This window comes from Paenibacillus aceris (assembly GCF_017874035.1).
Classification (GTDB): domain Bacteria; phylum Bacillota; class Bacilli; order Paenibacillales; family NBRC-103111; genus Paenibacillus_E; species Paenibacillus_E aceris.
In genome coordinates this window covers 52,373-65,777 of the sequence record NZ_JAGGKV010000001.1, presented here as the reverse complement: position 1 = coordinate 65,777, position 13,405 = coordinate 52,373, and the positions used below count along the sequence as shown (strand labels likewise).

Sequence of the window (13,405 nt, the reverse complement as noted above, 5' to 3'; positions counted from 1 at the left end):
CATCTACTTCAAGGTGGCAAAATCTTGTTTCCTTTTACGTTTCATTGTATACATGGCTTCATCTGCGTTCTTCATTAATGTGGTGACATCTGCCGCATCTCTAGGGTACAGACTGACTCCGGCACTAAACGAAATCGGAATTTCAATCCCCTTATACTCAAAAGGGGTCTTCTGTAAGAGAGACAACCGAATATTGACTAGATTGTCTAATTCGCTATTTTCATCCATTGAGGAAATGATCCAAACGAATTCGTCTCCTCCGATCCGTCCTATCATATCACCAGGTTGGGAGCCGTTTTGCAAAATATATGCCATATGCTTCAGATAAAGATCTCCAACGAAATGCCCGTATATATCGTTAATCGGTTTGAAATTATCAAGGTCGATTAATGTTAGGGCAAAGCGTTCACGACGGGCGATCTTTTCTAGCAATTGCTCGTGGAGGGCCGCACGATTATATAAATTCGTTAGTGAATCATGATACGCTATATACTTGTAATTTTGCTCTGATTCCAATAATTTACGTTCCGTAACCTTTAGAGAAGTAACGTCAGTAAGGTGCATCACAAACAGCTTCTCATCGGTTTCTTCGATCAATTCAAAGGCCATAACCAAATCCAAATCGCTTTTATTCGGATTATGCAGTCGAGCCTCCCACTGGGCTTCATTTTCTTGCTGAACCAAAGCCAACATCTCGGCTAAACGCAGTTTATCTTCAAACTGGAAATAGCTCATAATCTCATGAATAGGCATTCCTTCGAACCATTGCTTCGCTCTGGGATTCATTTCTTTAATTGCTCCCTTTTGGTCCAGAAGCAGAATGGCTGTCGGCGCGGATTTGAACAGAATATGAAATAGCTTGCGATAATCCGGCATAATATCATATTTACCAATCAAATGACGAAGTGCAACAGCCCATAGCAAATAGCCGATAAAAAATAGAATCATTGCATTTCGCGACGTTAAAAACTTTAATTGTAAAAGTGAAGTGACAAAAACAAACCAGGCAAACAACAGAAATAAACTGAGCAGCAGGGAACTTAGAACCTGTCGATGTTTGACTTCCCGAGCGCGATACCAGGAAACAGCGAGAATAACAACCGAAAGCAGGATATACCCTGCTATAAAGAGAACGGTAATAAGCAGAAATTGTGGATCAAGAGGACTTCGTCCATCCGTCACAGCAGCATTGAACAATACCCGATGATCTTTGGTAATTAAAAATACAATCCACAACACATACGGTGCTGCATAAATGAAAGGCAAAAATTGCTTTAAAGATGAAGTAGTAGGGCTTCCGATGAGTATGCTAAGATGAACCAAGCAGCATATGACTAGCAGAAGCATCGGGCTATTACCATATAGAACAATCTGCATTTGATACTGGGGGAGCAAAGACGTTTTAATGTATTCCCCTAAAAAATAAAACTGAAAAGCAAGCATGAGAAGAGCAGCAATTAGATTCAACATACTCTTCATATTTCGATAAATTAAGGTTATTGCCATGTAGAAAAAGAAATAAGTAGGGAGTAGAATCGTTAAGAAGTCCATGAAAAGTTCATTCATTTCAATATACCTTATCGTAATCGTGTAGTGGGATTGTTCTGTGTCAAAATCATAATTTTGATGGAACCTTTCTCACAGTAGCATGAATTTTACCATTGATGCAATAACAAACAAGGGGAAAAAGCAAGGCTTTTTGAAAGCGTCACAGCTCTTGCTGCAAACTTCTTACCCGGAGATAGCCGTTTTTAAAATTCGTGTGGTAACATATGGATAAGTCATGCATTCTTGAGGATAGGGGGGCATACCTAAACGGAAATCAGTTACAAACCGGATTCATCTGTTGTATAATGGTGTTGAAAATGTTAACGTGTGCAAGAACATGGCGTTCTACATATTGGGGGGACTATACGATGCTAACCCGCTTGAACAAGTCGTTGGAAAAATTAATGCCAGTCTTAACACCAGCTGCGGTGGTGACTGGCTTATTGTTTTCCGCGTGGCTTCATGACTACCGGTTTTTGGTCGCTTGGATTTTTGCAGGAATGACGTTCGCCGGAAGCCTCGGCTCCAGCTTCGCCGATTTGAAAAAAATTTTACAGCATCCGCAGCCGATTTTAGTCAATCTTATCATTCTGCATGTGATTATGCCGCTCGTAGGGTGGATTACGGCGAAACTTGTATTTCCGGGCGATTTAATGACCGAAATCGGTTTTATTTTATTGTTCGCCATTCCGACAGGAGTTGTCAGCCTTGTATGGGTTACGATCTATAAAGGCAACGTGGCGCTTACACTGGCGCTGATTTTGCTCGATACAATCATTTCACCGTTTGTCGTGCCGTATACATTATCTCTTTTTGTGGGTGCGCATGTGAATATGGATATTTGGGGCATGATGAAAGGGCTTTTGTGGATGGTCGTTATCCCTTCGATATTGGGAATGGCGCTTAATCAATCTACGAAAGGACGGGTAAAGACGGTCTGGGGACCGAAGCTTTCACCGTTTTCCAAGTTGGGCCTGTTTGTAGTTGTCGCGATTAACGCTTCAGTCGTGGCGCCGTATATAAAAGACGCAGGTAGCAGTTTAATTGCGCTCGTCTTCGCCGTAATCGTAGCCGTGACCTTCGGCTACGCGCTTGGCTGGGCTGCGACATTGCTGCTGCACTGGGATCACCGCGACACCGTTGCCTTGACGTTCAACTCCGGAATGCGCAATTTGAGCGCGGGAGCGGTACTTGCGATCACGTTCTTTCCGCCGCCGGTCGTGCTTCCGGTCATTGCTGGCATGCTTTTTCAGCAAATTATGGCTTCTTTGTTTGGCTTTGGTCTCGGCAGAACGGCGGCCAAACGTGCGGCCGATGCCCACGCAATGTAACCCTGACCACAAAAAAATCCGCGCAATTGCGGCTTTTTTTGTGCTCGAAATATCGTCTGTCTATTGTTGAAGAAGTTCACCACGCTTTACTGGGTGTTTAAGTCAACGCCAGGTATCTGGCGTTTGAACAATACAGAACAGAAAGGGATGAAGTCAGTATGAGCAGTAAGATTTGCCCAGCTTGTCAAGTAGGTGTTGTTGAACCTATTGGTTATTTTGAATTAAGGGAGGGACCACTTGAATTTAAGCTTGACCATTTTCCGCCATCCAATAAAGCAACAAGCTGATTCCTAACCATGATTTGATACCTTGGGAGGAAGCGCTGTTTTTCTCGCTCCCCATGTCTCGGCATTCGCACCCAATACTCCCACGATGATGACAGCTGCGCCGATCATGTGATAGTACGCAAGCTGCTCATTCAAGAAAACAAAGCCCCCAACAATTGAAACCAATGTAGCAAGATGATTGAATACGCTCACCTTCGATGCCTCCAACTTCGATAAAGCGTAATTGCTAAGCAAGCTGGAAATGAGCGAGGAGAGTACGCCTAAATAGAGAATCGCCATCAGGAACACCGGGCTTGCAAAAGGCTCAAAATAATGGGATAGCGTTCCTTCTGCCAAGTGCTGGCCTACCGCCATCAGGTTGAAGACTAAGAAGCCAATCACTGTCATTACATAGGTCATGGCAATAACCTCCATGCGCAAAGTAAGCTTCCTTGCAAGCACGCTATATCCGGCTATTGCGAGTGCTGACAAGAGAATGAGTAGCGTGCCTTTCATATTAGTTAGATCAATCGTCGTACCTTTCATGACAAAGATGAAGATGACACCAGCTACGGAAAGAAGCGTTGAAAGCTGCTGCAGCCTCGTGGTACGTTCCTTTAGAAAATAAGATGCCGCAACCATCGTGAAGATCGGCACCGTCGCGTGAATAATTCCCGCTTCTGCGGAGGATGTGAATTGCAAGCCAAACGCTTGAAAAGCAAAAAACATTGACGGATATAAAACGGCAAGCGGTAGAATAGCCAACACATCCCGCGGTTTAATCTGAAGCTTCATCCATCCAAATAAAACAGGAATGGTCGCAGCGATAAGAGAGACGGTAAAGCGGTGAGCGAGACTATCAAGCGGTGTTGCAACCGTTAAAGCAAATTTTCCGAAAAGAAAAGAGAGGCCTACAATGGTTGAGTAAATAATGATGGCTGAGTATGCGAAGCGCTTTGTCTTGAAATCGATTTGTGCTGGTGTCATAATGTTCCTCCTAGTGACTGTTCTTGTTAGGTATATCGTATCTCTCAGCCATGCATGCTACAATAAGGAAAAATGCCATCTGTACCGTTACAGATCGCAAGCAAGGAGCTTGTCCGATGTACATGTATTTGAAGCTGATGAATGAGCTGGAGGAACTGATTCTGAAGCAGCCGTATAAGGATGGACAGAAGCTTCCTTCAATCCGCACGCTTTCGGAGCAGTACGGCTGCAGCAAGAGTACGATCATTAAAGCTTTGGATGAGCTGGTGAAACGCCATCTCATCTATGCGATGCCAAAGAGCGGTTATTATGTTGTCAAAGGAACAAATTCCGCTCAAGGTGAAACGTCAACTATTTTGAATTTTTCGGATGCTGCTCCTGATCCAGATGTGTTTCCTTATTTGGATTTTCAGCATTGTATCAATAAAGCGATTGACACTTACCAGAAGGATTTATTTGTTTACGGCACTGCCAAAGGAATGGCATCCCTGATCGAGATCGTACGGAAACAATTAATGGGCTATCAGGTATTTACTGAGGAGCGGAATATATTTGTAGTATCCGGGGTTCAGCAGGCGCTGTCGCTGCTTGCCGTAATGCCTTTCCCAAATGGCAAGCAGAAGGTGCTGATTGAACAGCCTGGCTACCATCTGTTTATCGAATATTTGGAAACACGCCGTATGCCAGTCATCGGCATTGAGCGCAACTTTGCGGGTATTGATTTTAACAGGCTGGAGGAAATCTTTCGTACGGAGGACATCAAGTTTTTTTATACGATGCCGCGTTTCCACAATCCGCTGGGCTGCTCCTATACGAGCAGAGAAAAGAAGAGGCTGGCCAGGCTTGCCGCCAAATATGATGTCTACATTGTTGAGGATGATTACCTCGCCGATTTCGAGCAGGACAGCAAGGCCGATCCGATATTCGCACATGACGACTCGTCACATGTGATTTATTTAAAAAGCTATTCCAAAATTATTTTTCCCGGCTTGCGCATCGGCATTGCGGTCATTCCCGTTCCACTTGCGGAAGCGTTCCGGCTGTATAAGAAGCAAAACGATATCGATAGCTCCATGCTGTCGCAGGCTGCTCTTGAAATCTATTTGCGAAGCGGCATGTTCGACCGCCACCTTGCCAAAATCCGCAGCAGATATGCGGCTAGGGCGAAGCTGCTCGATGCAGCGCTTGCGAAGGGGGCTGCCCGCAGCGGCGGTGCCTTCATGTATGAGCCCTCGAAGAATCCGTTCATTCATACACATATTTTGCTGGACAAAGCAATTTCCGCTCCGCGGCTTATCGCAAAGTTAAAGAAGGAATCGATCCTTCTGGAATCTTTGGACAGAAATTATTTGATGAATTTCGAGAGGGAAAATATATTGAAACTAAACGCAACTAACGTAAACGAGGAGGATATTGCGAGAGGAATAGAACGGATTGGAGCTCTGCTTGCCCAATCCGCATGCAAATAACGACCGAGTCTTTCCGTTGCAACCTTCGACGTGCTAAGAGCAACAAGTTAATGCAGAAATGAAAAAAGACTGTCAATCACCGAGGAGGTGACTACAGTCTTTTTTAGTAGATATGAAAGTATAAATTTTATACTTGTACTTCGCATCTACCTTGAAAAACGCGCTCGTCCTAAAAGGACGGCGAAGTCGTTTATCATTGCTACAGGCATGCGGGTTGGCTAACTCAGAATTTGTGTATGGGTAATAAATATGGAGCCATGGGGGTTTGTGATCAAATGAAGAAAAGGAAAGCATTATCTGGATTATTGGCCTGTGTCAGTATTCTATTTGTTCTTTACGCCTTGGTAGATAATTATTTTATCGATCCCAGAGCCGAAGGATTTTCAAACCATAAAATCGGACTCAAGCGAGAGCTTAATCTCTTGGTCTGGTTAAACGTTATGCACGTTCATGTTGCATTTGCCTGCATCGCCATGGTGGCGGGGCTGACTTATAACCATTATGGCGCTCGTACAAATCAAAAAGAAACGGATCGACAGGCACCGAAACTGGATGATCCGAAGTTAAGCCTCTTGCTTTACGAATATGTTGATTCGTCTCATCACCGTCCTTTTTCATCATGGATTCGGTCTCATTTACGTTGCCAGCTATACGATTGGCGTTTACGGCTCTATTTTGCTGCTGCTGGTCATTCCTGACATCATTATCAGAACGATCGGTCCGACCAAAGAGCGTGCGATTACCCCCTAAATGGTTACATCCACTGACGCTTTTAATAAAACATTATTATTAATTCATCTGGAATTAAGGAGCGTGGATTATAATGAGGTTCCAAGCCAATTTGGTATTAGGAGTTGAGTTTATGAAAATCGTTCATGTTCCATTTGAGGACTATTTACTTGATACTAATGATGAAGAGGTTATTTGGATTAAGGACAGAGCTTTTGTGGTAAGGCCGGCAACTAGCGACGATATTGAACGAATTGGGAAAGGGTATTTTACCCTGGATTATCCAAGTGCATTGGAAATTGAGGAATAAACGAAGCCCTACATTTGAGCATAAGGAGTAAGCAAGCCGAAATGGTGGTGCTATTCAGTTTTTACGATGAAAACATTCGTTCAATAAAAAACGGCAGTCTAGACTTATCACTTATGGTCCAGGCTGCCGCTTTTTCGTTGAAGAAAACCGAACTGCGCCTTCACACATTGGCCGAGAAGGTCCCACCGAAATTTTGTTCGACCCAGGTTTCCTTCTCCGTTTCAACATAACCGACATACCAACCAAGTCCCATGTCCGACAGCCTCGTACCGGTTTTCCCATTAATCGTATACTCGTCCTGTTCGTCATCGATTCCTCCGGATATGTCGCGGTTACCATAGCCGATTCTGTTCACGTAATCCATGGCATCTCAAGTGAAATTTCTTTAATGAAATACTGGACCAATCATTCCAGAAATAGTATACTGTTCCTACAGAAAAGGAGTGTTTAACATGGGACGTTCTAAAGAGTTTGACAAGGAGCGCGTACTTCATAAAGCAATGTTAGTTTTCTGGGAAAAAGGTTATGAAGCGGCAAGCATACCGGAGTTGTTAGAAGCAATGGGATTAAGCAGATCAAGTTTGTACGAAACATTTGTAGATAAACAGACGCTTTATGTTGAGGCCATACATTATTACAAAAAAAATCGGCACTATAAACGAAATCTCTTGATAAATGCGCCGTCTGCGAAAGTTGGGATCCGGCAGTATTTTGATCAGCATATTGCTTCTGCATTTGATGAAGAATTGCCAAAAGGATGCTTGATAACAAACGCAACCATTGGCTTAGATTCGCCTGATACACAACTTCATAAGTTGATACGAGACGGTTTTGAAGAATTGGAACAGTCTTTCTTTGAGCTTTTAAACAAGGGACAACAGAATGGAGAAATCGACCCCAACAAAGATATCAAGGTACTAGCGCACCTGTTGCTTAACCTTAATCATAGTATTAATGTAGTTTCAAAGGTGAAAAGCGACAAAAACATTCTTTATAACATGATGAACACAGTAATTGAGATGTTATAAACATATTTTTTTAATATTATCGGAACGAACGTTCCAGTAAAGTCATGTAAAGGAGAGTTTACTATGAGTTCAATCGAACATCAAAGTGTTGAAAAACCTATTTCGGCATGGATCATTCTCATTTTGGCTGCCGCTTGTGGAGTTATCGTCGCTAATCTCTATTATGCTCAGCCTTTAGTAGGACCAATTAGTTCAGCGCTTGGATTATCTCCTGGGGCAGCTGGCCTTATCGTCACACTGACTCAAATTGGATACGGAATCGGGTTGTTATTTATCGTACCCATGGGAGATATACTTGAAAACCGCAAACTTGTCGTTGCGTCATTACTATTCACTGCTATAGTTTTGACGATTGCTGCAGTTGTCAAAACCGCCTCCCTATTTCTCACAGCTTCCCTGTTTATCGGGTTAGGCTCAGTCGCAGCACAGGTACTAGTACCGTACGCAGCTCATCTTTCGCCAGATGCCACACGTGGCCGGAATGTGGGTAATGTTATGAGGGGTTTGCTGTTGGGGATCATGCTTGCACGTCCCATTTCAAGTATTGTGGCGGAGTATATGGGGTGGCGTGCCGTATTTGTTCTATCAGGTGCAACGATCTTTGTGTTGGCTCTTGTATTAGCCAAGGCGCTTCCAGTAAGACAGCCGTTGACAACCGTTCAATATCCAAAACTTCTGGCTTCAATGTTACATCTACTCAGAACGACCCCAATCTTGCGGCGTAGGGCAATCTATCATGCCTGTGTGTTCGGGACTTTTAGTTTGTTTTGGACAACGGTTCCTTTGTTATTGACCAGTCCGACGTTTCATTTTTCCCAAAAAGAAGTTGCCCTGTTTGCATTGGTAGGGGTATCCGGAGCGGTTGCTGCGCCAGTGGCAGGCCGTCTTGCGGATAAAGGGATGATTCGTCCTGCCACGGGATTAGCACTAGCATTAGTTATCGTGTCTGTATGTCTGCCCCTCATGTTCCAAACAGGTTCGACGTTCGCATTGGTTTCTCTGGTAGTTGCGGCCATTCTTTTGGACATGGGAGTTTCGGCAAATTTGGTCCTTGGGCAACGTGCTATCTTCTCATTGGAAGCAGAGTTTCGAAGCCGGCTTAATGGTTTATACATGGCAATTTTTTTTGTTGGCGGGGCTATAGGCTCAGCGACAGGAGGATGGGCATACGCCATGGGCGGTTGGCATGCAGCATTGTTGATTGGAATAGCTTTACCCGTCATTGCGATGATTTATTATGCTACAGAGAAAAAGTAATACAATATCATCGAAATACAGGAGGCAGCCGGTCAATGATCGGCTGCCTCTTTTCAAGCAAAGGGCAGGTGACCATAACCGTTGACATAAGGTTGCCTTCGCAATAGAATGTATTTATATGCAATATAGTGAATAAAAATACGAGAGTGGTGAAAACATTGACTCATCATTTGTTATCTTTAAAAGAACTCGACAAGGATACCTTGATGTCAATAATTAAAAAAGGAATTGAGATAAAAAACAATCCTAAAGATTTTTACCAAGCATGTGAGAGAAAAGGTTTATTCATGCTTTTCCAAAAAACTTCGACCAGAACCAATTTGTCTTTTCAGTCTGGCATTAATCAAATGGGCGGTTATGCAGTAACCATGGATTGGGATTCAAGTAATTTTAGTCTCTCACCAATCAAGTATGAAGTTCGTTACGCATCAAGAAACTGCGATGTTATTATGGCTAGGCTAAAAAAGCATACTGATTTACTTGAATTAGCAAATAACGCCAGTGTACCAGTCATAAATGGATGTTGTGATAAGTACCACCCATGTCAAGCACTAGCTGATTTGATGACAATATATGAAGTAAAAGGAACTTTCTCAGGTGTGACAGTAACGTATGTAGGAATTCATGATAATGTTGCAAATTCACTAATAGCAGGGTGTATCACATTGGGCATTACGCTATTGTTGGTAACCCCGATAATTAATCAAGCTTCTTGGGATGAAGAACTTATGCAGAATGCTTATCAAACTGGACATATTGAAATTCTGGAAAGTTTGTCCGATGCTGTTAGGAGGACTGATTTTATTTATACGGACACTTGGGTTGATATGGAATATTTCCAAAATGTTGAGTATAACGAGGAGAAAAATAGAAGGATTCAAGTCATGATGCCTTTTCAGATTAACAAGAAAAATCTGGATGGATATGGCCCATACATCATGCACGATATGCCAATTCATCCTGACTATGAGATAGAGGAGGACTTGATTGAATCAGAGAACTCCATTATCTATCAACAAGCTGAGAATAGGATGCATGTTCAAAAAAGTTTGTTATTGCATTTACTTGAATAATAACGTGAAATTTTGAAGAAAGATGAATGAACTTGAACCACGTGTAACCTAAAAAATAAAAAAAGCCATGAAAATTCAATGGAGCTTGAATTTCATGGCTTTTTTGAATTTGTTTATCTTCTAGCGTTGAAGCCGATAAAAGCTTTTGTGTTGAAATCGAACACGACTGTTAACGGTCCAAGCAGCTGATCCTGGTCTGTGTTGTAAGTGACCGTTACGAAATTGCCGTTCGCAGCTTGAACGTCTGCGAGCAACTTCTTCTGCTCGTCTGTGGAAGCCAATACGCCTACTTCTTTAGAGGAGACGATTTGAACGGCTGCTTCGTCTTGCTTAGTTGTAATATGGGACGTTTGCTCTTTCACTTGCGCCCATGCCAAGTTGCGGTATTCCTGCGCTGTCTCTGGCGACATTTTCGGTGTGCCTGTTACAGGCGCTTGAGCCTGAACAACGAGGAGGAACACAGGGCTTTGCGGAGGTAGGCTTTTCGTTTCAAATGGACCGTAGTAGGCTTTTACTTTCGTGCCGGCTTTCAGATCCTCCCAGTTCACGGATTCGCCTTGAGACGTCATCACACGAGTTTCTTTACCGCCGTTAAGTACCAAATTGTCGCCTAATTGAACTTGCCAGCCATCATCCGTATGTTTCACTTCTTTGATTGTATCTTCTTTGACCGAGCGGTCAGCGTGAACGTTAATGCTTACAGCTTGCGCTTGGCCAGGGTAGCTCATCGCCATGGCTGGTCCGAACTCGGCGTCGATTTGAGTACCAGCCTTCAGGTCGGCTGCAGTTAACGTTTTACCGTCTAAGTTCTTGATGGCAGTCGATTTGTCTACGTTCAAAATGACCCATGTGCTACCGAGCAACTCGATGCGAGTATTACCGTCTTCCTTGGTCTGTACGCTTACGATCACACCGGATGCACGCATCAGGTCAGCCGCTTCGTCCAGCTCTATCTCTTTGTTCGCTTCATCGTATTTTACCGTATATCCAAGCTTAGTCGCAGCGTCGCGTACTGGGATGTATGCTTTTCCATCTATGTAGACAGGCGTAAGCGTGCTGTCTTGTCCGTTAACAAGAACCTTTACATCTTTTTGTAAGTAACCTGTAACTTTTTCTACCAAATCCTCAGCTCCGACTGCGGCCGTTGTGCCGAGTATCCCAGCCAAAGTTAATAGTACAGTTAGTTTTTTCTTCATATCATAAAACTCCTTCCAATATTTAAAATTGCGTCAATCTTGTTGACAATCCATCAGACGGAGGTCAGTTCGAATAGGTTGCAGTTGTCCAAAAAAAAACTAGACCTTGTACCTTTTAGGAACTGGGTCTAGTGGATCTGTCTAAGCTGGGCAACGGGATGGGCAAGGGTGGCCTCGACAAAGACGGCTTCGGAGACGGGCAAGGTCGATTCCCGAACGGGATGAATGGCGGCAACCAAACTGCGACGGAGCAGGGAAGTGAATCGGCCGGACAGGCAACGTCGGCACCTGCAAACTAATGTTGAAAAGCCCTAAACCGCTTTGGCCAAGCTGGTTTAGGGCTTTTTCCTATTTACGCTTCAACGAGTACATGAAGCATTTTCCTTATTTTTAACAAGCGGCTTGTTATGAGAATAATGGCTCGATGTAAGTACTACAGGCTCCTTCCTAACAAGGTACCAACTTGTTTAGCCATTACTTGAGGTGGATAGGGCATCCCGTTTCTGATCCACCATTCAATTACACCTACATAAGCAGTACCTGAATATTGCAGCATGACATCGTCGATTAAATCTGTATTTCTTCCGCTTTCTCTGTCAATCTCACCTTTGAAGCCTTCAATAAAAGAAGCAAGAAGTCGAGTTCTAAAAGCTGACGGAACCCCTGTACTGGCTAACATCGTTGAAAAAAACAAATAGTTTTTCTCAAAATATTCAAAATAAGGGACAAGAGCCTCGTTCCAATCCATCTTACAGGCCCATTCATCCATTTCTCCTAATTCATTAAGATGAGTTTCTATGAGTTTATCCAATAAATCAAATTTGTCTTGATAATGAAGATAAATGGTTCCGCGATTTAAGTTTGCTCGGTCTGCAATATCCTGAATGGTGATATCATCGAAATTTTTTTCAGTCATCAGTCCAATAACCGCATTTTTCAAAGCTTCCTGTGTTTTAAGAATTCTACGATCCACTTTAGCCATCGTACACCCACCAAACTTTCTAAGATACTTAACAACTTCAGCTGATCTGTTGAGATCTCAACAGATCACGTTTTTTTAACCATTGAATTTACTTACTTATTTATATAATAATAGACAGGAGTTGACTAATCAAATTATTTTGATTAGTTAACATATTTTGATTAATGGAAAAGGAGACAACGCCCATGTGCAAAACTAACGTATTAAGTGTTTCAGCAGCCAAAGCGCCATTTGAAAAGACTACGATTGAAAGACGGCAATTACGACCGGATGACGTGTCGATCGATATTAAGTTTAGCGGCATTTGCCATTCCGATATTCATAGTGCCCACGGGGACTGGGCAGGCGGAATTTTTCCAATGGTGCCTGGTCATGAAATTGCCGGGATTGTAAAGGCAGTAGGGGAGAAGGTAACAAAATTTGCTGTAGGTGACCGCGTTGGCGTAGGCTGCTATGTGGACTCTTGCGGTGAGTGTGAGTACTGCCTCCGAGGAGAAGAGCAGCATTGTTCAAAAGGTTTTGTAGCCACATACAACTCCTTGGACTATGACGGGAATCCAACCTATGGTGGTTACGGCCAAAACATTGTTGTTACAGAAAGATTCGTTGTGCATATTCCGGATCGTATGGAGTTAGATGTAGCCAGTCCGCTATTATGTGCCGGCATTACGACGTATTCCCCTTTAAAGCGCTGGAAAGCAGGTCCGGGAAAAAAGGTAGCTATCCTAGGGATGGGCGGCCTTGGCCACGTTGCGATTCAGTTTGCGCATGCGATGGGCGCGGAAGTTACCGTCTTAAGCCGGGCAATAGAAAAGGAGAATGAAGCGCTCAGTTTTGGCGCTGATCATTATTTTTCAACAATTGCCCCTGAAACTTTTAACATGTTAGCAGGCCGTTTTGACCTGATTCTAAACACCGTATCCGCACCAATTGACGTCGATGCGTACTTATCGCTGCTTCGAGTAGATGGTACACTCATTAATGTCGGAGCACCGGCGGAACCAAGTCAATATAACGTTTTCTCGCTAATCATGAGCCGCCGTAGTATAGCGGGTTCCTTAGTTGGCGGACTTCTGGAAACGCAAGAGATGCTTGATTATGCTGCCGCGCATGACATTAAGCCTCAAATTGAGGTCATTCGTGCCGATCAGGTTGACGAAGCGTACGAACGAATCCTACGGAGTGACGTACGTTACCGATTCGTTATCGACATCTCCACTTTATAGACG

13 protein-coding genes and 1 pseudogene are annotated in these 13,405 nt (G+C 43.5%); 9 read left to right on the top strand and 5 right to left on the bottom strand.

Annotated features, from left to right (window positions below):
• Positions 1–3: 3 nt before the first annotated feature.
• Complete coding sequence (locus J2Z65_RS00305) at positions 4–1,566, bottom strand: sensor domain-containing diguanylate cyclase (RefSeq protein ID WP_167056728.1); 1,563 nt, start codon at positions 1,564–1,566, stop codon at positions 4–6.
• A 350-nt stretch (positions 1,567–1,916) separates the two neighbouring features.
• On the opposite strand from J2Z65_RS00305, the gene J2Z65_RS00300 reads away from it, so the two are divergent.
• Positions 1,917–2,879 (top strand): bile acid:sodium symporter family protein, encoded by a 963-nt coding sequence (locus tag J2Z65_RS00300; RefSeq protein ID WP_167056731.1) that lies wholly within the window; start codon positions 1,917–1,919, stop codon positions 2,877–2,879.
• Positions 2,880–3,169: 290 nt separating this feature from the next.
• On the opposite strand, the gene J2Z65_RS00295 is transcribed toward J2Z65_RS00300, so the two are convergent.
• Complete coding sequence (locus J2Z65_RS00295) at positions 3,170–4,132, bottom strand: DMT family transporter (protein WP_167056733.1); 963 nt, start codon at positions 4,130–4,132, stop codon at positions 3,170–3,172.
• Between the two features lie 116 nt (positions 4,133–4,248).
• Between J2Z65_RS00295 and J2Z65_RS00290 the strand changes: the two genes are divergently transcribed.
• From J2Z65_RS00290 to J2Z65_RS00280, 3 genes and pseudogenes are all read left to right on the top strand, one after another.
• Entirely contained in the window at positions 4,249–5,601 is a 1,353-nt protein-coding gene (locus J2Z65_RS00290) for an aminotransferase-like domain-containing protein (protein WP_167056736.1), read from the top strand.
• A 275-nt stretch (positions 5,602–5,876) separates the two neighbouring features.
• Positions 5,877–6,351 (top strand): annotated as a pseudogene (locus J2Z65_RS00285) (DUF2306 domain-containing protein).
• Positions 6,352–6,463: 112 nt separating this feature from the next.
• On the top strand, positions 6,464–6,640 hold the full coding sequence (locus tag J2Z65_RS00280) for a hypothetical protein (RefSeq protein WP_167056739.1): 177 nt from the start codon (positions 6,464–6,466) through the stop codon (positions 6,638–6,640).
• Between the two features lie 160 nt (positions 6,641–6,800).
• Here J2Z65_RS00280 and J2Z65_RS00275 read toward each other — a convergent pair whose 3' ends face one another.
• The gene (locus tag J2Z65_RS00275; protein ID WP_420850795.1) at positions 6,801–7,004 is read right to left on the bottom strand and encodes a hypothetical protein; all 204 of its coding nucleotides are present in this window, start codon (positions 7,002–7,004) and stop codon (positions 6,801–6,803) included.
• A gap of 88 nt (positions 7,005–7,092) precedes the next feature.
• On the opposite strand from J2Z65_RS00275, the gene J2Z65_RS00270 reads away from it, so the two are divergent.
• From J2Z65_RS00270 to J2Z65_RS00260, 3 genes are all read left to right on the top strand, one after another.
• A complete protein-coding gene (locus J2Z65_RS00270; RefSeq protein WP_167056742.1) occupies positions 7,093–7,668 on the top strand; it encodes a TetR/AcrR family transcriptional regulator in 576 nt (191 codons plus the stop codon).
• A gap of 63 nt (positions 7,669–7,731) precedes the next feature.
• Positions 7,732–8,925 carry an MFS transporter gene (locus J2Z65_RS00265; RefSeq protein WP_167056745.1) on the top strand — a complete coding sequence of 398 codons (1,194 nt, stop codon included), beginning with the start codon at positions 7,732–7,734 and terminating at the stop codon, positions 8,923–8,925.
• Between the two features lie 158 nt (positions 8,926–9,083).
• A complete protein-coding gene (locus tag J2Z65_RS00260; protein WP_240159638.1) occupies positions 9,084–9,998 on the top strand; it encodes an ornithine carbamoyltransferase in 915 nt (304 codons plus the stop codon).
• Between the two features lie 113 nt (positions 9,999–10,111).
• On the opposite strand, the gene J2Z65_RS00255 is transcribed toward J2Z65_RS00260, so the two are convergent.
• Positions 10,112–11,194, bottom strand: a complete 1,083-nt coding sequence (locus J2Z65_RS00255; RefSeq protein ID WP_167056748.1) for a stalk domain-containing protein — start codon at positions 11,192–11,194, stop codon at positions 10,112–10,114.
• 131 nt (positions 11,195–11,325) lie between these two features.
• On the opposite strand from J2Z65_RS00255, the gene J2Z65_RS00250 reads away from it, so the two are divergent.
• On the top strand, positions 11,326–11,493 hold the full coding sequence (locus J2Z65_RS00250; protein ID WP_167056751.1) for a hypothetical protein: 168 nt from the start codon (positions 11,326–11,328) through the stop codon (positions 11,491–11,493).
• Between the two features lie 134 nt (positions 11,494–11,627).
• Here the strand turns inward: J2Z65_RS00250 and J2Z65_RS00245 are convergent, their stop codons facing one another.
• Positions 11,628–12,176, bottom strand: coding sequence for a TetR/AcrR family transcriptional regulator (locus J2Z65_RS00245; RefSeq protein WP_167056754.1), 549 nt, complete (start codon positions 12,174–12,176; stop codon positions 11,628–11,630).
• 185 nt (positions 12,177–12,361) lie between these two features.
• Between J2Z65_RS00245 and J2Z65_RS00240 the strand changes: the two genes are divergently transcribed.
• Entirely contained in the window at positions 12,362–13,402 is a 1,041-nt protein-coding gene (locus tag J2Z65_RS00240) for an NAD(P)-dependent alcohol dehydrogenase (protein WP_167056757.1), read from the top strand.
• Positions 13,403–13,405 lie beyond the last annotated feature (3 nt).